General features: G+C 62.0%; 20 protein-coding genes. 5 read left to right on the top strand and 15 right to left on the bottom strand.

What is annotated here, in order from left to right; all coding sequences use genetic code 11:
* Positions 1–33 precede the first annotated feature (33 nt).
* The gene (locus BN1128_RS20445) at positions 34–1,743 is read right to left on the bottom strand and encodes a glycoside hydrolase family 36 protein (protein WP_042872237.1); all 1,710 of its coding nucleotides are present in this window, start codon (positions 1,741–1,743) and stop codon (positions 34–36) included.
* A gap of 191 nt (positions 1,744–1,934) precedes the next feature.
* Here BN1128_RS20445 and BN1128_RS20440 point away from each other — a divergent pair, with 191 nt between their 5' ends.
* The 3 genes from BN1128_RS20440 (at position 1,935) to cdd (ending at position 4,055) form a co-directional block, all read left to right on the top strand.
* Positions 1,935–2,291: a CidA/LrgA family protein gene (locus BN1128_RS20440; protein ID WP_042035460.1), complete on the top strand. Its 357-nt coding sequence runs from the start codon at positions 1,935–1,937 to the stop codon at positions 2,289–2,291.
* Positions 2,288–2,974: an LrgB family protein gene (locus BN1128_RS20435; protein ID WP_042872234.1), complete on the top strand. Its 687-nt coding sequence runs from the start codon at positions 2,288–2,290 to the stop codon at positions 2,972–2,974. The genes BN1128_RS20440 and BN1128_RS20435 overlap by 4 nt, the downstream gene beginning before the upstream one ends.
* A gap of 187 nt (positions 2,975–3,161) precedes the next feature.
* On the top strand, positions 3,162–4,055 hold the full coding sequence (cdd, locus tag BN1128_RS20430) for a cytidine deaminase (RefSeq protein WP_042872232.1): 894 nt from the start codon (positions 3,162–3,164) through the stop codon (positions 4,053–4,055).
* Between the two features lie 66 nt (positions 4,056–4,121).
* Here the strand turns inward: cdd and BN1128_RS20425 are convergent, their stop codons facing one another.
* From BN1128_RS20425 to BN1128_RS20415, 3 genes are all read right to left on the bottom strand, one after another.
* Positions 4,122–5,786: an AMP-binding protein gene (locus BN1128_RS20425; protein WP_042872231.1), complete on the bottom strand. Its 1,665-nt coding sequence runs from the start codon at positions 5,784–5,786 to the stop codon at positions 4,122–4,124.
* A 97-nt stretch (positions 5,787–5,883) separates the two neighbouring features.
* Complete coding sequence (locus tag BN1128_RS20420; RefSeq protein ID WP_042872229.1) at positions 5,884–6,162, bottom strand: YfcL family protein; 279 nt, start codon at positions 6,160–6,162, stop codon at positions 5,884–5,886.
* A 123-nt stretch (positions 6,163–6,285) separates the two neighbouring features.
* Positions 6,286–7,401: an ATP-NAD kinase family protein gene (locus BN1128_RS20415; RefSeq protein ID WP_042872226.1), complete on the bottom strand. Its 1,116-nt coding sequence runs from the start codon at positions 7,399–7,401 to the stop codon at positions 6,286–6,288.
* A gap of 108 nt (positions 7,402–7,509) precedes the next feature.
* Between BN1128_RS20415 and BN1128_RS20410 the strand changes: the two genes are divergently transcribed.
* Entirely contained in the window at positions 7,510–8,241 is a 732-nt protein-coding gene (locus tag BN1128_RS20410; RefSeq protein ID WP_042872224.1) for a TerC family protein, read from the top strand.
* Between the two features lie 59 nt (positions 8,242–8,300).
* Here the strand turns inward: BN1128_RS20410 and yfiB are convergent, their stop codons facing one another.
* The 11 genes from yfiB to pspA form a co-directional block, all read right to left on the bottom strand.
* A complete protein-coding gene (gene yfiB / locus BN1128_RS20405; RefSeq protein WP_042872222.1) occupies positions 8,301–8,789 on the bottom strand; it encodes an outer membrane lipoprotein YfiB in 489 nt (162 codons plus the stop codon).
* A 2-nt stretch (positions 8,790–8,791) separates the two neighbouring features.
* Positions 8,792–10,060, bottom strand: a complete 1,269-nt coding sequence (dgcN, locus tag BN1128_RS20400; protein WP_042872220.1) for a diguanylate cyclase DgcN/YfiN — start codon at positions 10,058–10,060, stop codon at positions 8,792–8,794.
* Positions 10,057–10,608 carry a regulatory sequestration protein YfiR gene (gene yfiR / locus BN1128_RS20395; protein WP_042872218.1) on the bottom strand — a complete coding sequence of 184 codons (552 nt, stop codon included), beginning with the start codon at positions 10,606–10,608 and terminating at the stop codon, positions 10,057–10,059. Before yfiR ends, dgcN begins: the two co-directional genes overlap by 4 nt.
* 197 nt (positions 10,609–10,805) lie before the next feature.
* Positions 10,806–12,353 (bottom strand): transcriptional regulator TyrR, encoded by a 1,548-nt coding sequence (gene tyrR / locus BN1128_RS20390; protein ID WP_042872217.1) that lies wholly within the window; start codon positions 12,351–12,353, stop codon positions 10,806–10,808.
* Between the two features lie 134 nt (positions 12,354–12,487).
* The gene (locus tag BN1128_RS20385; protein ID WP_042872214.1) at positions 12,488–12,841 is read right to left on the bottom strand and encodes a 4a-hydroxytetrahydrobiopterin dehydratase; all 354 of its coding nucleotides are present in this window, start codon (positions 12,839–12,841) and stop codon (positions 12,488–12,490) included.
* Positions 12,842–12,895: 54 nt separating this feature from the next.
* The gene (phhA, locus tag BN1128_RS20380) at positions 12,896–13,690 is read right to left on the bottom strand and encodes a phenylalanine 4-monooxygenase (RefSeq protein WP_042872211.1); all 795 of its coding nucleotides are present in this window, start codon (positions 13,688–13,690) and stop codon (positions 12,896–12,898) included.
* Between the two features lie 169 nt (positions 13,691–13,859).
* Positions 13,860–14,903, bottom strand: a complete 1,044-nt coding sequence (locus BN1128_RS20375) for a YcjF family protein (protein ID WP_042872210.1) — start codon at positions 14,901–14,903, stop codon at positions 13,860–13,862.
* 65 nt (positions 14,904–14,968) lie between these two features.
* A complete protein-coding gene (locus BN1128_RS20370) occupies positions 14,969–16,375 on the bottom strand; it encodes a YcjX family GTP-binding protein (protein WP_042872208.1) in 1,407 nt (468 codons plus the stop codon).
* Between the two features lie 114 nt (positions 16,376–16,489).
* Positions 16,490–16,894 carry an envelope stress response membrane protein PspC gene (gene pspC, locus BN1128_RS20365; protein ID WP_042872206.1) on the bottom strand — a complete coding sequence of 135 codons (405 nt, stop codon included), beginning with the start codon at positions 16,892–16,894 and terminating at the stop codon, positions 16,490–16,492.
* The gene (gene pspB, locus BN1128_RS20360) at positions 16,891–17,127 is read right to left on the bottom strand and encodes an envelope stress response membrane protein PspB (protein WP_042872204.1); all 237 of its coding nucleotides are present in this window, start codon (positions 17,125–17,127) and stop codon (positions 16,891–16,893) included. The genes pspC and pspB overlap by 4 nt, the downstream gene beginning before the upstream one ends.
* Positions 17,128–17,130: 3 nt before the next feature.
* Positions 17,131–17,805 (bottom strand): phage shock protein PspA, encoded by a 675-nt coding sequence (pspA, locus tag BN1128_RS20355; protein WP_042872202.1) that lies wholly within the window; start codon positions 17,803–17,805, stop codon positions 17,131–17,133.
* Between the two features lie 195 nt (positions 17,806–18,000).
* On the opposite strand from pspA, the gene BN1128_RS20350 reads away from it, so the two are divergent.
* Positions 18,001–18,680 (top strand): sigma 54-interacting transcriptional regulator (locus BN1128_RS20350; protein ID WP_042872331.1); only part of this gene is annotated, 680 nt, incomplete at its 3' end.

Here is an 18,680-nt window from a genome sequence, read left to right as displayed (position 1 = left end):
CCATGGGAGCCTGAATTATTATCGCCAGTGTGCTCAGCGGTAGCGGATCACCAGCCCCTCGCCCCCTTGCAGGGTGATCGCAGTACCGACGGCACCTTCATCCCAGAAATCCCATCCCCCTGCCGGCAGTAAAAACTCCTGAGGTTGCCCCTCCCAGTTGAAGAGGCAGAGCAGAGTGCCTCCTTGTGGCAAGCTCACTTCCCCGCAGGCAAACTCCAGCGACTCAAAGCGGGCGGACGGAGTACGGGCCGCGCACAGGGCCAGCAATTTGTGCAGCTGCGCCGCCTGTGCTGCATCGAGATCCTGCAGCCTGTCACCGGCCAGCATCATGCCGCCGCTCGCCACCAGCGCCGCCAGATGGAAGCTGTACTCTGCGCGGCTGGCCTGCTGACTCGGCAGATCCCGCAGGCAGATGCAGTCGGGATCCAGCGCCCACAGCCGATCGTTTTGCCAGGCGCGGCAGAAAGCCTCGCGGGCAATCTGGCGAAAACGGTGGCCATTGCGCTCCACGTCATCGCTTACCCGCATGCCGTGTACCAGCCCCAGGCTCGGCCAGATGGGGGCGTTGCAACCGAGCAGGAAGGCGCCCTCGCCCGCCCCGCGCAAGATGGCCGCCATGCCGCGCCGATAGGCCTCGACCCGGGTGGCGGAAGGATCATGGAAGCGGCCGCCGTGAATAGCACCCCAGAAGTTGGCATCCAGCTTGAAGTAGTGAATGCCCCACTGCTCTCGCAGGGTGCGAAATACCTGCTCAAGGTGAGCCTGCACCTCGGGGTGGGTACCATCCAGCACATACCAGGGGGTACAACGCCAGCCACCGTAGGTGACCCGCTCGGAGGGGAGCGGCAGACCGTCATCCCCCTTCACGAACCAGTCGGGGTGATCCTGAAACACCTGTGAGGTCGGCTCGGCAATAAAGGGGGCGACCCAGAGCGCGGGCTCGCAACCGGCACTGCGGATTTCCGCCGCAAGGGCCGCCACTCCCTGTTCGAACTTGGGCGAAGGGGTGAGCCAATCCCCCATCTTCGCCTGATAGCCATCGTCGATCTGCACGTAGCGCAGGGCCGGGAAACGCTCGGCCCGCACAGCCAGATTCTCGCGAATGTCGGCGGCGCTCACCTGTGCATAGTAGTGATACCAGGAGCACCAGCCGCTGGGGCGGCTCGCCACCTCGGCGATCAGGCTGCCGTGTTCGGCCTCGATCATGCTCGCCAGCTCGGCCAGCAGCGCCTCGCGATCCGCTCCCTCCAGACAGATCAGCGCCTCGCTCTGCCAGTGCTGGCCGGCAGGCAACAGACGATCTTCGCAGTTCATCAGGATCTGCAGACGGCCATCCGGATAGAGGCGGAACTCGCCGCCAAAGCGGTGGCAGCTGGCAAAGGCGAGCAGCAGCCAGCCCTTGCTGTGTTCCACCAGCAACAGGTTGTGGACTGTGTGATAGCCATCGTCGTCGCTGATGCGATAGACGCCGGCATCGGGGCAACGGCCCACCGGCTGCGGGGTCTGCCAACTGCCCATGGTCTGGGCCAGCATCTGGAATCCTTCGCCATAGATAGCGCTCTCCACTGGCAGGCCCAATTTGCCGTCAAACAGTACCCAACGGCCAACCGGCGTGGCATCAGGGCCTGTGTTGTCGAGCCTGACCCGACATACTGGCCCCTCCCACTGGCGGGTTTGCAACAAATCCGGGGGCAGGCTGCTATCGGCCGCCAGTTGACGCACGCGGGACAAGAGGGATGTCATGGCTACTCCTTGTAATTCATAAACAAAACAAACAGTTCAGAACCTGGTCGTTCGAGAAGTGCATCGAGTCAGAAAATCTTCAATCAAATCAGCTGCAAACCAACTGATTTCAGCTGTTATTGTTTTAATGCCGCGCCCCTGCCTCTCTGGTAAACTGCCCATTCATTCACAGTTACCAAGTTGGGGCTCACGTGATCGCGCAACGTGCCTTGCTGTACCTTCGTGACTTCATGGTCATAGTCGCCTGCCTGCTGGCGGGCAAAACCCTGGCAGCCATACTGCCGTTCGCCTTCCCCGGCAGCATCATCGGCATGCTGCTGCTGTTCGTGCTGCTCTCCTTGCAACTGGTTAAATTGCACTGGGTCGAGCTTGGCGCCGGCCTGCTGCTGCGCCACATGGGCGTCTTGTTCGTGCCGGTGGCGGTCGGGCTGGTGGCCTGGCTGGAGCCGCTGCGCCAGTCGTTCGGCCTCATCATGCTCTGCATAGTGCTGGGGATAGTCTTGATCCTCGGCACGGTCGGCCGGCTCTACCAGAGGATGAACCGATGATCTTCTGGCTTGCCATCCCCCTGACCCTGGCGCTCTACTTCGCCACCCGGGTCCTCTATCGCCGCCTGCCCTGGCCCATCATCAACCCCGTGCTGGTGCCCACCGCCGTCATCATAGGCCTGCTGCTCTGGCTGGATCTGCCGCTGGATCAGTACGAAAGCGGCACCCGACCCATCACGGCGCTGCTGGAACCCGCCGTGGTGGCGCTGGCCCTGCCGCTCTACCAGCAGGCCCGCCAGATCCAGGCCAGGCTCAAGCCCATCCTAATCTGTACTCTGGCCTCCGTCTTGATCTCGGTCTGCACAACCCTGCTGATCGGTCATTTTATGGGCGCCGATCCGGCATTGCTGGCCTCGCTCGCCACCAAGTCCATCACAACCCCGCTCGCCATGAGCGTCAGCCAGTCCCTCGGCGGCATTCCGGCCATCGCGGCGGCCGTGGTGGTGGTAGTCGGGATTGTAGGCGCCCTCATCGGATACCCGCTGCTCAAACTGATGCGGGTGACAGACCCCGAGGCCCAGGGACTGGCCATGGGAGCCTGCGCCCACGCCATCGGCACCGCCACCTCAGCCGAGAAGGGCATCACCCAGGGGGCCTTCTCGTCGCTGGCCATGGTGGTGTGCGGCATCCTCACCGCCGCCGTGGCCCCCCTGCTGTTTGCCATTTACCACTGGTTGAGCTGAGTCGCACCGATTCTCCATTGTGCGGGCCTTTCGGCCCGCCACAGTGCGAGCTGACGCACAGTTTGCGCAAGACAAACGTTTCCTTTACCATCCCCCTCCTTTTGCCCATCAGGGCGTGAGCGCGCTCACACATTTTGCCGAGCTTGCTCCCTACAATGGCCCCCCAATTGGCCTTTGAGGACACACTATGCATCCCCGTTTTGCCAAGCCACTCGATACCCTGCCCGCCCCGCTCAAAGCGGCGCTGCTGCCCATGCTGGAGCCCGAACAGGGCGGCGAGTTCAATGCCCGTTTTACTCCTGAGCAAGTGGCGACCCTGAAAGCCGCCACCGGTCTGGAAGATCGCGCCCTGCGCCTGGCCCTGTTGCCACTGGCTGCTGCCTGCTCGGTGGCCCCCATCTCCAAGTTTTTTGTCGGTGCCATCGCCTGCGGCCTGAGCGGCAGCTGGTATTTCGGCGCCAACATGGAGTTCGCCGGCCAGGGGCTGTTCCACTCGGTCCATGCCGAGCAGTCCGCTATCTCCAACGCCTGGCTGGGCGGTGAGACAGGGATCAGCGAGATCACCGTCAACTACACCCCCTGCGGCCACTGCCGCCAGTTCATGAACGAGCTGAGCACCGCCAAGATCCTGAAGGTCTCTCTGCCGGACGACCTGAGCGCCCTGCAATCCTTCCTGCCCCACTCCTTTGGCCCGGCGGATCTCGACATCACGGATGCGCTGATGAGCCCGCAAGCCCATGACGAGCTGGCGCTCGAGAGCGAGGATCCGCTCTGGCAGGCCGCGCTGGCAGCTGCCCGCCAAAGCTATGCCCCCTACAGTCAGGGCTATGCCGCCGTGGCGCTGCAATTTGCCGATGGCCGCCTCTTCTGCGGTCGCTACGCCGAGAACGCTGCCTTCAACCCCAGCCTGCCGCCGATGCAGATGGCCTGCGCCCATGCGGTTCTGAATGGTGAAGATCTCGCCACCATCCGCCGCGCCGTGCTGCTGGAGAGCAAAAACGGCCAGATCAGCCAGCGGGATTCCGCCCAGTCCACCCTCAAGGCGCTGGGGTCGGTCGAGCTGGAATACCAGGCCGTCTGAGGTAAAAACACCCATAAACAAGGGGAGCCACCGGCTCCCCTTGTTGTTTCTGCTGATTGCTTAGGATCAGGATTCCCAGATGATGCTCTGGGAGGAGGACCAGGCCTCGCCGATGTCCGCGTATTTCTGCTCCAGCAGGTGGCGGCGGATCTTCATGGTGGGGGTGAGCACGCCGTTCTCTATGTTCCAGGGGCTCTTCACCACCAGGATACCGCGAATTCTGGCATGGGATTCCAGCTGCTCGTTGACCCGGTTGCGCGCAGCCTCCAACTGGGCGTTGATAACGTCCCGATTGCCCTTCATGGCACTCTCGGCCAGTTGCACCAGGGCAACCGGCTGGGGCATGCCGTAACCTATCACGCAGAGCTGCTCTATGATGGGCTCCTGCCCCAGCAGCCCCTCGATGGGCACAGGCGCTACGTACTTGCCCTTGGCAGTCTTGAACACGTCCTTCATCCGGCCCGTGATGGTGAGGTAACCTTCCTTGTCCAGCTTGCCCATGTCGCCGGTGTGAAGCCAGCCATCGCCGTCGATGGCCTCGGCGCTGTGCTCGGGATCCTTGTAGTAACCCAGCATCATGCCGTCGCAACGGCAGAGGATCTCCCCCTCATCCGAGATGCGGATCTCGACCCCGGGCCCCGCCTTGCCGACCGTGCCTATCTTGTCGGCGCGGAAGGGACAGTTGAGGGTGGAGAAGGCGTGGTTCTCCGTCATGCCCCAGGCTTCGGTGATATTGACGCCTATGCTGTAGTACCACTGCAGCAGGGCCGGTGACACTGGCGCCGAGCCGCAACCCAGTACCCGCGCCTGATCCAGCCCCAGCCCCTTTTGCAACTTGCGCTTGATGATACCCGAGACAAACGGGATCTTGAGCAGCAACTCGAGCTTTTTCTGGGGCAGCTTCTCGTGGATCTTGATGCGGAACATGGCCCACAGGCGGGGCACAGAGATAAAGACGGTGGGACGGCAACGCTTGACGTCATCGATAAAGGTGTCGAGGGATTCGGGGAAGGCGATGGTCGCGCCACTGAACAAGCTGCCACCATAGATGTAAACCCGCTCTGTGATATGGGCGAGCGGCAGATAGGAAAAACCGCGATCGGTGGCGGTCAGCTCCACCGCTTCCACCAGCTTTTCACACGACCAAGCGTAACGCTCGACGCTCAGCATGGCGCCCTTGGGCTTGCCGGTACTGCCGGAGGTGTAGACCAGGCTCAACAGGGCGTCCGGCACTTGCGCCGGGCTGTCAGCAATGGGCTCGTGCGCCTCCAGCAGATCGTCCCACTGATGACTGGCAGGCATGGTCTCATAGGGCAAGGCGATGCGCAGCAGGTCGGTGGGTACACCGGCCTCCTGGCTCTTCCAGTCATCCAGCTTGCCGACGAAGATCGCCTTGGCCTCGCTGTGGCGCAGCACATATTCGATGGTGTCGACGTTGGCGGTCGGGTAGATAGGCACGCTCACATACTGCCCCATCTGCATGGCCAGATCGACGATGAACCACTGGGCGCAGTTCTTGGAGAGCAGGGCCACCTTGTCACCGGGCACCAACCCCAGATGACGCAGGGCCGTCACCATGCGGCGCGCCTCGTCAGCGACCTCACCCCAGGTGAAGTCGACGTATTCGCGGTTGATGGTTTGACGAAGGTAAACCCGGTCAGGACACTGCCGATCCCAGTGATAGAGCATCTCGAGCGGCAGTTTGTTGGCAATACGTGATGAGGAGGCCATAGTTTAATCCCTGAAACAAAAGGCGAAACTTATTATTAACCTTTCACTAACTTCAGGGAAGAATAAACTCAAACTTCTGTTTGAAATGTGTATCCGATCAAGCTTCTGCTTGTTGCTGCAAACGAATCCACATTGCCTGTACCAGCTTCTCATCTTCTTCGGAGAGCTCCCCCTCCAGGATGGCCTCGTTCAGGCTGCGCAGCACATAGCTCTTCACATCCCGCACCAGGTTCTTGCCCTCCAGCTCGGCACGCGCCACCGCCAGCGAGATGTGGCCGCGCAGATAACCCCCCGCAAACAGCTCATCTTCGGTCGCCGTGGCCACCATGCTGTCTATCAGTCCCAACAACTTGTGCTCAAAATCATGAATCGTCATGTAACGCAGCCTCATTTTCAGAGTGGCTGGCAAAAAATTGCCGGCAAAATAATTCGGGGGAGTGGAACCGCGATCCGGTTGATCACGGCTCTCTGGCGCCAGGCCAGCCGCATCCTTGATGCCCTATTCCGGGTTGGCCACCGGGTAGATGACCTGATCCTTGTATCCCGTGGTTATCCGCAGATAACCACTTAACGACCGGTTCAGTGCCGGGTCATCGGTGTCCACCAACAGTGGCCTGCCCGCGAGAGCTGCCAACTTGGCCTTGGTGGCCAGGACCTGGATCTGGTCCCGCCCGACAGCCCGAATCACCTCTGGACTCAGTTGCTGATTTCCGCGCCCGAACAGATGTCCCTGTCCGCCGATCAGGGTAATGATCAGCCGGCAGTGACGACCGCGGATCCGGGTCAGGATCTCGGCGGCGGACAGATCCTGCCCGATAAGCCGGCCATTTTCCACCAGATCCACACCGAGCAAGGTATTTTCCAGACCTAGCTCTGCCATGCAGGCGGCGACCGTGCTGCCCGACCCCATCAGGTAGAGGGTGCCGGGTTCCATCTGCTCGACCACACCGGCGGCGAGATCCGCCAGCACCAGCTCCTCGGACTCCCGCCCCCCCTGCTTGACCGCCTGCACGTAGCGCAGATCGCCGGGCACCAGCAGCTGGCCGTAATGGCGAGCCCGCACCTTGCCAGCCCGAAACGCCTCCTCGTCTATGTCCATCACCTCGGCATCCACCAGGCTCAGCAATTCGCCGGCAATCATCCGCGCCACCACCCGACCGCTGGCGGCCGGGGTGACGCCATACACGCCCGAGTGAATTTTGCAGCCCGCCGGGATGCCGAGCACATGGCACGACTCCCCCACTGCCGCGCAGATGTCACGCGCCGTGCCATCACCACCGGCGAACAGCAGTAGATCGACGCCCGCCTCGCGCATCAGCTCGGCGGCGGCGCGGGTATCGGCTGCCGTGGTGGTGCCGGCGGCGGGCCGATAGACGATACGGCAAGGCAGCTGGAGCGATTGCGCGAGATCGGCGCCCATCTCGCCTGCAACCGTCAGCAGCTCGAATGAGTCGACGAGGTCGCACAGGGGCTGCAGGGCTTGCCGCGCCCGCTCCTGCGCCTTGGGCACGGCGCCCAGCGCCAGCGCCTCGGCCACCACGCCGTCACTGCCCTTGAGACCGACCGCGCCGCCAATGCCGGCAACCGGGTTAATGATGAGCCCTAAACGAAACATAGATTTCTCCCTCAAATCGCCCGCCATTTTATCTTTTCAAGGCGCTGGGACAAGCCATGTTGCGCCTGCTAGAATGCGCTGCTTCAATTTTTTAACCAAGGTTCAATCATGCTGGAATGGGTTCTTGATCCCTCTGCCTGGGTTGCGCTCGCGACCCTGACCCTGCTCGAAATCGTGCTGGGCATAGACAACATTATCTTTATCTCCATCCTGGTCGCCCGCTTGCCGGAGGCGCAACGCCAGAAGGCGCGGATCCTGGGTCTGGGCCTCGCCATGGGCACCCGCATACTGCTGCTGCTGTCGCTCGCCTGGGTGATGCGCCTGACCGAGCCGCTGTTCACCGTACTGGGTGAGGCCATCTCGGGTCGCGATCTCATCCTGCTGCTGGGGGGTCTGTTCCTCATCGGCAAGAGTGCCCACGAGATCCACGCCACTCTCGAAGGGGCGGCGGAACCAGAAGGCTCAATCGCGGTTGCATCCGGCTTCATCAGCACCCTGATCCAGATCGCCATCCTCGACATCGTCTTCAGCCTGGATTCGGTCATCACAGCCGTGGGCATGGCGGATCACGTGCCCGTCATGGTGCTGGCCATCATGATCGCCGTCTTCATCATGATGTTCGCCGCCAAGGCCATCGGGGACTTCGTCGATCATCACCCCACCATCAAGATGCTGGCCCTCTCCTTCCTCACCCTGGTCGGCTTCGCGCTGATGGCCGAGGGCATGGATCTGCACATTCCGAAGGGTTACATCTACTTCGCCATGGCCTTCTCGCTGACGGTGGAGATGATCAACATCCGCCTGCGCAGTCACAACGACCGCGATAAGCTCGAGCAGTAAATGCATGAGCCACAAAAAAGAGCGCCATCAGGCGCTCTTTTTTTATCCACACAACCGGCTTATTCGTTGCTGATGACAATGGCAACGCGGCGGTTCTCGGCCCGCCCGGCAGCGGTCTTGTTGTCTGCCACCGGATCCCGCTCACCGCGACCGCGGATGTCCAGGTTGGCCGGCTGCATGCCAACCGACACCAGCACCTCGGCCACCGATTTTGCCCGTTTCAGGGAGAGCTGATCGTTGTAAAGCTCAGGCCCGTTGGAATCGGTGTGGCCGTCGATACGCGCCTTGTTCAGACCAACACCCAGCAAGGTCTTGCCCAGCTTTTCCACCAGGACACGGGTCTTGGGGTTGAGGGCTTCCACGTTGTTGGCAAACAGCACCCGGTTGGAGAAGTCCAGAGTCCAACCCTCGTCGGTCAGGTGAAAGCCCTGCTCCTTGAGGACGGCGATCTGCTCTGCCGTCAGGCCGTGGGGGGCGCTTTGACAGCCCACCAGCACGCTAAACAGCAGGCCGATCAGGCCAGTTTTCATCAGGACATGGATCTTCATTGTTATTTTTCCTCTGCAGAAACATCAAATTCCAGCTGATCACGGAGTGCAAGCTCCCGACGCAGCCGCTTGGATTGGTACATGGCGTTATCGGCCTGCTGCAACAGCTCGCCAGCGGTCAACCCCTGATCCGGATAGAGAGCGATGCCTATGCTGATGGCGGCTACCAGCTGGCGACCATCCCCCAGTACCACGGGGTCGGCCATGGCCTGCTGGATGCGCGTTACCACATCCTGCGCCTCGCTCTCTTGCAACACAGGGGTCAATAGAATGGCAAACTCGTCCCCCCCCAGCCGACATACCAGGTCCATCGGCCTGAGCTGATGTTGTACCCGTCTGGCCAAGGCGATCAGCACGTCATCCCCGGCGGCATGGCCCAGGGTATCGTTGATCTGCTTGAAGCGATCGCAATCGAGGTAGAGCAGTGCAAAACGCTCTTCGTGCAAGCGACCCGTGGTCACCGCTTGATCCAGACGAGCCTCAAAAAGAGCACGATTGGGCAGGCCGGTCAAGGCATCGTGGGTCGCCCGGTGCAGCAGACTGGCGTTCTCGCGCCGTTGGTGGGCCTGCCAAGCCTCCAGTTCATCGAGCAGGGAGTTGAAATCCTGGCCGAGTTCGTGCAACTCGGCGATGTCGGCCTCGGGCACCCGCATGGCAAGGGTACGTTGACGACTGACACTGTGGGCCACCTGAGCCAGCTTCTTGAGTGGCACAGTGAGGGAGTTTTGCATCCAGCGCGCCACATAGATCGACCCCATGGCACTGAGGATCAGGCAAACCAGCATGGCCATCAGGGTTTGCAGCAGAAACAGCAGCAGGTACTGACCGTGGCCGACCAGATGGATGCGGGCTATCTCCACCCCGCCCCGCATCATGGGCTGATCGATGGGGCCAGGCAGGATGATCTGTGCAAGATACTGCTCAAGACCCGACCAGGGGGTGGTCATGGCCCGGCGCCAGCTGGCCAGTGGCTGACCCGTGGGCAGATAGATGCTGGCCTGCGCCACATCCTCATGGGTGACTATGGCTTGCAGCGCCTCCTTGGCAGCCTCTTCGTCATGGAACACCACGGCCGCTTCACTGGTGTAGCTGATGGCGCGGGCTACCAGCTCCAGATTGTGATCCGCGTAGAGACGCAAGGCCAGCAGAGCGATACCGGTCAGCAGCACACCGGCCATACAGACAGCGGTCAGGGACGTCACCAGGTGGGTGCGCCCCAGACTCTGTCGCAAGGTGAGCCGCTGGGTCGGTGGACGAAAGAGCCCTATCATGGTGTCACCTCATCCGCCTTGGCCAGCTTGAGTACGGCAGGATGCACCCGCACCCCGCTCCTGGCCAAAGCATCCAGATTGACCCGGAACCGCACGCGATCCAGCCCGACCTGCAGGCAGAATACGGCATCGGCAACACACTCGGCGCTCTGCTCGCTGATGCTGAGAGTGGGGTGTTCCCGCAGCCGCTGGAACAGGGACAGCCGCCGCTCCGGCGCCAATATCCCCAGGTAGAGCACGTCACAGCGCCGCCCCAGCGCCTCATCATCCACGTCGTAACGATGGACGCTAACCAGCCGGCCATTGGCTTGCTGCTTGATGGAAAAGAGGGCGGTATCATATTCAGTCGGCGCCGTGATGCACAGGCGCAGCTCAGCGGGCTCGGTCGGCCAGCGGGTATAGCTCAGAATGTCGAGGACCGTCTGGCGTACCTGCTCGGCACGCTGTTCGGCAGAGGTGGGGGAAACAGGCTCGGTGGCGAGGGCCAGCGAACAGATCAGCAGCGTCAACCACGCCAGGATTCGAACCAGTGAAAGAGAGTGCATCATGCCTGCGCTTATGCCCACGCCAGCGCCCGCGAAGGCCTGACGCCCAGGAAGGGTGAGCCGGATAGGAGTAGTATTGAGCTTATCAGCAGCATGACAAGGCGCCGTCAACAGAACAAGCATATACATCACTAAATATCGCAATAATGACGGGGTCCCACCCTGGTGTGAGCCCCGAGATCCCGCCTGTATTCATCTGCTTACTTCTTGCTGATCCCGTATTCGCGTAACTTGTTGGCGATGGCGGTGTGCGACACCCCCAGCCGTTTGGCCAGCTGACGGGTGGAGGGGAAGGCCGGATAAAGCCGCTCCAGCAGCCGGCTCTCGAAGCGTTTTACCGCCTCGTCCAGGCCCCCTTCGAACCACTCGTCGATGAGCGGCATGGCATCGGCCGCCACCGGCAGGTCGACGTGCTCCGGGCCTATCTCGTCCCCTTCCAGCAAGGTCATGGCGCGGTAGAGGCAGTTGCGCAGCTGGCGCACATTGCCGGGCCAGCGGTAGGCGGTCAAGTACTCGGCCATGTTGCGGGTAAAGCGCGGGCGCGGACGCTGCAATTCGCTGGCGAAGCGGGAGACGAACTGCTGGGCCAGCGCCATGATGTCCGCCTTGCGCTCACGCAGGGGCGGCAACGCCAGACTCAGTACGTTGAGGCGGTAGTAGAGGTCTTCGCGGAACTTGCCGTCGTGCACCAGATCCAGCAACTGCTTCTGGGTGGTGCAGATGAAGCGCACATTGACCTTCACCTCCTGCTCGTCCCCTACCCGACGGAACACCCCGTCCTGCAACACCCGCAGGAACTTGGTCTGCAGATGGGGAGACATGTCGCCGATCTCGTCCAGCATCAGGGTGCCACCGCTGGCCAGCTCCAGCACGCCACGCTTGCCTTCGGTGTTGTTGCCAAAGGCGCCAGGGGCATAGCCAAACAGTTCGCTCTCGGCCACGTTGTCCGGCATGGCGGCGCAGTTGAGGGCCATGAAGGGGTGGCTCGAGCGCAGGCTGGCGCCGTGGCAGGCGCGGGCCAGCAGCTCCTTGCCGGTGCCCGTCTCGCCGACGATGAGCAGCGGCGCGTCCTGCATCGCCAGCTTGCTCGCCTCCGCCAGCACCTGCTTCATCTTCTGGCTCTCGGCCTGCAGGTGTTCGAAGCCCCCCACTTCCACCGCGTGCAGCGCGCTGAAGTGCATGCCGACCCGACGGGCGGATTTGAGTACCACCACGGCACCGGCCAGAGCCTGACGGCCCTTCTCTTCGGCCACGAACAGCGGCATCAGATCCGCCAGATACTCTTCGCCATTGAAGCTGAGCTTGCAGGTCTGCGGCTTGATTTCGTTCGCCTCCAGCCAGCGGCTGAAGGAGAAACCCTTGACCAGGGAGCCCAGGGCCATGCCGCGAATCTCTTCCACCGGCAGGGCCAGGGTGGTGAGGGCGGACTGGTTGGCCTGGGTCACCTTGCCCTTGGCATCGAGGGAGAAAACCAGATCCGGCAGCGCCTTGAGCAGGGCCTCAATCTCGTGGTGCTCGCGCTCGGAGGGCATGTAGGGGATGGTCTTGACGTCATAGACGCCAGGAATGCGGCGGATCTCCGGCATCAGGTGCTGGAAATCACGAAACTCCAGCTCGGGAAAGTTGAGATAGATGATGCCTGAGGTATCGATTTCGATGCCGCGCAGATCGATGTTGTGCTCCACCAGACGGTCGAGCAGTTCCCGGGTCAGGCCCAGGCGGTCTTCACAGCTGACTTCAAGACGCATTCGGGACACACTTCCTAGCTAACTCTATGAATGACCGGATAATACAGACTCGATCCCGCCAGTGCGAGCGCCAGCCCATAAAAATGCGGGCCCGCCCCGCTTTCGCCGGACAGGCCCGAGTCACTGGATGAGGCTTATTTGTGCAACGGATCGCTGAGCAACTGGTCGGTACGCGCCGCCATGATGAAGTCGTTGCGATGTAACCCGCCAATCTTGTGGGTCCACCAGCTGACGGTCACCTTGCCCCATTCGGTCAGGATCGCCGGATGGTGGAACTCCGCCTCCGCCAGTTCGCCCAGGCGGTTGGTGAAGGCCAGCGCCTCCTTGAAGTTGCGAAAGGTGAATTCACGCCTCAACTGCAGCTCCCCTTTCACCACCAGCGGCTGCCAGTCTGGGATCCGCTGCATCAGCTCGGCGAGTTCCTGTTCGCTCACCTTGGGGGCATCGGCGCGGCACGCTTCACACTGCTGGCTTGCCAGTTCGGACATGGGTTTCTCCTTGTTCATCAATGGGGATTGGATAACAAAATGGGTCTGATCAATTCAGCTCGCCTGTTTGCCGCCGGCGGGGGCAAAGCGGGGCGGACGCAATCCCAGCCGGCGGGCATCGGACACCATGGCCATGATGTCCTGCTCCGCCAGGCGGTAGAGATCGGCCAGCTCGGGCAGCACGAAATAGGTGGGCTGCATGATGTCGATGCGATACGGGGTACGCAGCACTTCGATAGGGTCGAAGGGTTGCAGCATCGGTTGACCGCCGAGGGCATAGGCGGTCTCGCCGATGGAGGAGAGAATGCCGCCGCCGTAGATGCGCAGCCCGGCAGGGGTATTGAGCAGGCCGAACTCCACGGTGAACCAGTAGAGCCGCGCCAGAAAGACGCGATCCTCCTTGCCTGCCTGCAAGCCGAGCTGGCCATAGACATGGGTGAAGTGAGCAAAAGCCGGGTTGGTCAGCATGGCGCAGTGGCCGAAGATCTCGTGAAAGATGTCGGGCTCTTGCAGATAGTCGAGCTCGTCCCTGCGGCGAATGAAGGTAGCCACCGGAAACTGGCGGTTGGCCAGCAAGGCAAAGAAGCGATCGAACGAGATAAGCGCAGGCACGGCGGCCACCGACCAGCCGGTGGCGGGTTGCAACACGGCGTTGATCTGGGCCAGCTGGGGGATGCGATCACAGGGCAGATTGAGGCGGGTCAAGCCAGCCAGATAGTCGTCACACGCCTTGCCTTCCAGCGCCGCGAGCTGACGCTCGATCAGGATCTGCCAGGTGCCGTGCTCCTCATCCGTGTAATGGATAAGGCCCTGAGAGTCCGGCTGGTGTGCTGTGTAGAGACTTGCCATGAAGGGTTCCATCCTGTGTGCCCGCCCGGTAACCCAAGCAGCGGCGACTCACGTTTGACTGATGGGATCACTGTAACGGTTTGTCCCCTAAAAAAGCAGCCGATCCCGGGGTCGGCTGCTTTTGACAATTGTAAATAATTTGTGACAATCACAATCGAGGCCCGGCCCGTCACCCCTTGTTGAGATAGCCAGCCAGCTGGCCGATGAGCCGCTTGCGCAGCTCGCTGAGCCTGGGCTTCTCGTCAGCGCACCAGGGCAGCGGGCGGCACGCCTCCATGGTGCGCAACCCGAGTCTGGCAGTGAGCAGCCCAGCCCCCACCCCTTGCGCGGCGCGGGCGGAGAGCTTGGCGGCAAATTCAGCCCCCAGCAGATCCATGCCCACCTCGGTCACCAGCTCGGTGGCCCCGGCATAGAGCATGTTGCGAAACACCTGACGAATGAGGCGAATGCGGCTCCAGTAACCTAGCTCGATGGCATAGACGTCGGCGATATCCTCGATCATCCGCAGGTTGCGCCACAGCATCAGCATCATGTCGACGGTGGCGAGCGGGCTCAGGGCCACCAGCACGGCGGCCTCCCCCGACCATTTGGCCACCCGCGCCTGGGCCAGCTTGTCCCGCTCGGTCAGCACCAGCTGACTGTAGAGGGTCAGCACTTCCCGATCGCTGTGACTCTCGTCGAGCTGGGACAGCCAATTGCGATACCCCTCCCGCCCCTTGTCGCCACTCTTCTCGGCGAGCGCCTCACAAAAAGCCTGCCCCTGCCCGACACCCTGACGGGCCAGCAGATCGTCGGCCCGGGAACGCACATCCTGGCGCCGTTTGAGGGTGCGCAGCCGCAACCACTCGCGCCCCACCACACCTGCCGTGCCCACGGCCACCAGACCGGAGGCCAGCAGCCAGGCGCTGCCCCAGAGCGGGGTGGTGAGCAACTGGTCGTAGAGAAAGGCGCCATACTGGCCCAGCGACAACAGGCCAACTGCCCCCAGTCCCCAGCCGAGCAGCCGGTGTCGACGGCGCGGTTTGATGGTGAGGGCGGGCTCCACCTCGGTGAATGCCTCCAGCTCGTCGAGGCGCTCGAAGCTCTCCTCTTCCAGACGCTGGGCGGGTGCTGGCGGTCGCTCGTCGCTGGCCACCATCAAGGCGGGCTCCAGGATCACCTTGCCCTGCAACTGCGTCGTCTCATCGGCCCTGTGTTTTGTCTGATCGTTCATCTTTTTGCTTGCTCCTCCACGCGGCTGTGCAGCCATGCCTTGCCTGCATTGCCGCACAGCTTGGATTATTCGAGGTGATCCCCGAGCAGAAACTCCAGCGCAGCATCGAGCCGGATATGGGGCAGCGCCTGATGGGCGCTCATCGCTAAGGGACGAAACGCCTGGAAATCGAAGCCCTGATTGTTCCACCACTGCGCGGGCGGGATATGGGCAGGCACCTCCCCCGGAAAGAGCAATAACGGCTCCCCCGAGAGACTGGTACCGCGGATGGCGGGAAATTCACGGCCATTGGCCACCCCCTTGCCCACCTCGGTCGCCTTGATGGCGGCGAGCGCCAGACACTCGGTAGTGATCCCCTCAAAGCGCGCCTGACCCCGACCGCTGCGCACCAGATGCTGGAGCAAAGAGACCAGGGGGCCGTGCTGCTCGGGGGTGACGTGATCGGCCTTGCTCGCCACAAACAGCAGCTTGTCGATGCGCGGCGAGAAGAGCCGGCGCCACCAGTTGCTCTTGCCGTAGGCGAAACTCTCCATGATGCGGGCAATGGCCTGCTGCATGTCACCAAAGCTGGCCGCGCCGGCGTTGAGGGGCTGCAGGCAGTCCACCAGCACTATCTGGCGATCGAATCCCGCAAAATGCTGCTCATAAAAACCCTGCACCAGGTGTTGCTTGTACTGCTCGAAGCGCTGCTTGAGGGTGGCGTAGAGGGTGCCATCGGCGGGTTCGCCAGCGGGATGCTCCCATACCCAGGGAACAAATTGCAGCATGGGGGCACCGGCATATTCCCCCGGCAGCACGAAGCGACCGGGCTGAATGAGATGCAGCCCCAGCTCCCGCTTGCAGGCGTGCAGATAGACGGTGTAGCGCTCGGCGAGCTCCGCGACTGGTCGCTCTTCAAAAGGCTGCGCCGCTTGCCACTGTGGGGTCAGCCAGCTGGCGGCGAGTGCTTGCAGCTCGGGGCGGAGCAGCTGGTCACGCACCTGCTCGCTCCACTGCTCGTAACTGAGTTCCAACAGCGGCAAGTCCAGCAGCCACTCCCCCGGGTAATCCACCAGATCCACGTAGAGGGTGGAGATCTCCCCCAGATGCTTGCGCAGGGGATGGCGGGTGCGATAGCGAATTTCGAGGCGCACCTCGGCCACCCCGCGGGTCGGCTCGGGCCAGGCGGGTGGATCGCCAAACAGGGCGTCGAGGCCGCGTTCGTAGGCAAAGGTGGGAATATGGGCGTTTTGCTGCGGCACCCGGCGCGCACCGAGAATGCGTCCCTGCCGCAGGGCATCCCACAACGGCAAACGGCCATCGATGGCCGCGTGTTCCAGCTGGTTGACCAGCGCCGTGATAAAGGCGGTCTTGCCGCTGCGAGAGAGGCCGGTCACTGCCAGCCGCAGATGGCGATCCCGTACCCGGTTCACCACGTCTGTGGCCCTGTGCTGCAAGAGCGACCACTTTTGTTCCAGTGTGTTGCGTATCAAGGCTTGTTCAATCCCTCAATTCGATCGTCGGTTTCAGGTTTGCCCACCATGTCGGATCTTCGGATCCCGTTCAAGACAGGGGCCTCACTCAATCGGCGAGGCCCGGGCCAGAGGTCACAGCTTGCTGAACTCCCGCTGCAGGGTGAACTCCTTGGAGGTCACCAGCTTCTCGATGCGTTGCAATCTCGGCTCCAGGGTATCTAGCTCCTGTGCGATACGACCCAGCGCCTGATGAGGGGTGACACCTGCCTGCCAGCTGCGCGCCTTCATTCGCACCTCGGCAAACTCTCCCTCTTCGTTTTCATAAAGAGTGACCGGCCGCTTGTCGAGCAGAAACCAGGCGGCAACATAAGCGGTGAAGGTAATGAAACCGGCGAAGATGAGGCCGCTGATGGCCAGCAACCGCACGATCCAGGTCTCCACCCCGAAGTAGTCGGCAAGGCCGGCGCAGACGCCCGCTATCTTGCCCCGCTGAGGGTCGCGATAGAGATTGCGCCCCTCCCGATTCGATGGACTCATACCTTGTTCCTCCAGCCCGGCACTTCCGCGTCCAGAATGGACTCCAGCGCGCCAACCCGCTCCTGCATCTTCTCGGCCCGCACCAGCAGTCCTTGCAACTGTTCCCGTTCGCTATCGGCCAGGCCGACGCCTATCCGCCCCTTGGCTCTGTAGTGCAGCACCAGCCAGATGGGGGCCACCACCACCATGAAAACCACCATGGGGACCATCAATACGCCCAGCAGATCTTCCATCTGTTACTCCCCCTGTTTGCCTTCGCCCTGGCCCAGCTTCTGGCGCATGGCCTCGAGCTCTTTGCTTATCTGATCGTCGACTTCCAGCTCGGCAAACTGCTGGGCCAGTGCCTTGTCGGACTGCCCCAGATCGGCGCGGGCCTCCATCTCGTCGATGCGACGCTCCATGCGCTCGAACTTGCTGACCACGGCCTGACTGTCACCGCGGGCGACCTGACTCTGCACGTTGAGGCGGCTGCTGGCCGCTTCGGTGCGGATCGCCATCGCCTTTTGACGGCTACGGGCATCTTCCAGCTTGGCTTCCAGCTGACGTATTTCGTCACCCAGCTTGTCGATGCCGCTGTCCACCGCCTGCTGTTCGCGATAGAGCGTCTCGGCCAGCTCGGTCTGCTTCTTCTTCTCGATAAGGGCTGCGCGAGCCAGATCTTCACGACCCTTGGCCAGCGCCAGTTCGGCCTTGCCCTGCCACTCGTCAACCCGTTCCTGATGGCGGTTGACCTGACGGCCGATCTCTTTCTGGCTGGCGAGGAAGCGGGCCAGATTGGAGCGCTCCTTCACCAGTTCGTCTTCCATCTCCTGGATGATCAAGCGCACCATCTTCTGGGGATCTTCTGCCTTGTCGAGCAGTGCCGTCAGGTTGGAATTGATGATGTCGGCCAGACGGGAAAAAATACTCATGATAGAACTCCTGTGGTTGGCATACGTTGTTTCTCCATTGACAATGGCAACTTGTGTGCCAATCTGGAACAGAATTTAACTTGTTGATTTATATGGGGCTCATGTGTCGAGTGTCAAGACACCCCGCACAAATGATGATAAGAATCACCAACTTTTGGTAAGATTGACCAGCTTTTACAACGGACAGGGATCACTATGACCACGGCCACGGAAAGCCTGTTGGGGGAATCCAACGCATTTCTCGAGATCATTGAGCAGGCCTCACGCCTCGCCCCGCTGCGCAAACCCGTGTTGATCATCGGCGAGCGAGGGACCGGCAAGGAGCTGATCGCCCATCGCCTACATTATCTCTCGGCGCGCTGGGATCAAAGCTTTGTCACCATCAACTGCGCCACCCTGAGCGAGAGCCTGCTGGAGACAGAGCTGTTTGGTCACGAAGCGGGATCCTTCACCGGTGCCGCCAAGCGCCATCAGGGCCGCTTCGAGCGGGCCGATGGCGGCACCCTCTTCCTCGACGAGCTGGCCACCACCAGCGCCCGGGTGCAGGAGAAGCTGCTGCGGGTCATCGAATACGGCGAGTTTGAGCGGGTGGGCGGGGCCAAGGCCCTCAAGGTGGATGTGCGGCTGGTGTGTGCCACCAACGAAGATCTGCCGGCGCTGGCTGACAGAGGAGACTTTCGCCACGACCTGCTGGACAGGCTCGCCTTCGATGTCATTACCCTGCCCCCCTTGCGGGAGCGACGAGAGGATATATTGATGCTGGCGGCACACTTCGCCCACGGCATGACCCGGGAGCTGGGTTATCCGCTGTTTGCCGGTTTCTCCCGCAAGGCGACCCAGTTGCTGCTGGATTACCCCTGGCCCGGCAACGTGCG

Origin of the sequence: Aeromonas piscicola (genome assembly GCF_000820005.1) — a bacterium.
Taxonomy (GTDB): domain Bacteria; phylum Pseudomonadota; class Gammaproteobacteria; order Enterobacterales; family Aeromonadaceae; genus Aeromonas; species Aeromonas piscicola.
The sequence above is the reverse complement of the archived record's forward strand: the minus strand, read 5'-3'. Positions and strand labels throughout refer to the sequence as shown.

Bases quoted from the DNA above. Each gene is read 5' to 3' on its own strand.
- pspA (WP_042872202.1), bottom strand. From the start codon at position 17,805: ATGAGTATTTTTTCCCGTCTGGCCGACATCATCAATTCCAACCTGACG.
- BN1128_RS20385 (WP_042872214.1), bottom strand. From the start codon at position 12,841: ATGTCCGAACTGGCAAGCCAGCAGTGTGAAGCGTGCCGCGCCGATGCC.
- BN1128_RS20375 (WP_042872210.1), bottom strand. From the start codon at position 14,903: ATGAACGATCAGACAAAACACAGGGCCGATGAGACGACGCAGTTGCAG.
- cdd (WP_042872232.1), top strand. From the start codon at position 3,162: ATGCATCCCCGTTTTGCCAAGCCACTCGATACCCTGCCCGCCCCGCTC.
- BN1128_RS20410 (WP_042872224.1), top strand. From the start codon at position 7,510: ATGCTGGAATGGGTTCTTGATCCCTCTGCCTGGGTTGCGCTCGCGACC.
- BN1128_RS20420 (WP_042872229.1), bottom strand. From the start codon at position 6,162: ATGACGATTCATGATTTTGAGCACAAGTTGTTGGGACTGATAGACAGC.
- yfiR (WP_042872218.1), bottom strand. From the start codon at position 10,608: ATGATGCACTCTCTTTCACTGGTTCGAATCCTGGCGTGGTTGACGCTG.
- yfiB (WP_042872222.1), bottom strand. From the start codon at position 8,789: ATGAAGATCCATGTCCTGATGAAAACTGGCCTGATCGGCCTGCTGTTT.
- BN1128_RS20435 (WP_042872234.1), top strand. From the start codon at position 2,288: ATGATCTTCTGGCTTGCCATCCCCCTGACCCTGGCGCTCTACTTCGCC.
- BN1128_RS20425 (WP_042872231.1), bottom strand. From the start codon at position 5,786: ATGGCCTCCTCATCACGTATTGCCAACAAACTGCCGCTCGAGATGCTC.
- tyrR (WP_042872217.1), bottom strand. From the start codon at position 12,353: ATGCGTCTTGAAGTCAGCTGTGAAGACCGCCTGGGCCTGACCCGGGAA.
- BN1128_RS20415 (WP_042872226.1), bottom strand. From the start codon at position 7,401: ATGTTTCGTTTAGGGCTCATCATTAACCCGGTTGCCGGCATTGGCGGC.
- pspB (WP_042872204.1), bottom strand. From the start codon at position 17,127: ATGGAAGATCTGCTGGGCGTATTGATGGTCCCCATGGTGGTTTTCATG.
- pspC (WP_042872206.1), bottom strand. From the start codon at position 16,894: ATGAGTCCATCGAATCGGGAGGGGCGCAATCTCTATCGCGACCCTCAG.
- phhA (WP_042872211.1), bottom strand. From the start codon at position 13,690: ATGGCAAGTCTCTACACAGCACACCAGCCGGACTCTCAGGGCCTTATC.
- BN1128_RS20445 (WP_042872237.1), bottom strand. From the start codon at position 1,743: ATGACATCCCTCTTGTCCCGCGTGCGTCAACTGGCGGCCGATAGCAGC.
- dgcN (WP_042872220.1), bottom strand. From the start codon at position 10,060: ATGATAGGGCTCTTTCGTCCACCGACCCAGCGGCTCACCTTGCGACAG.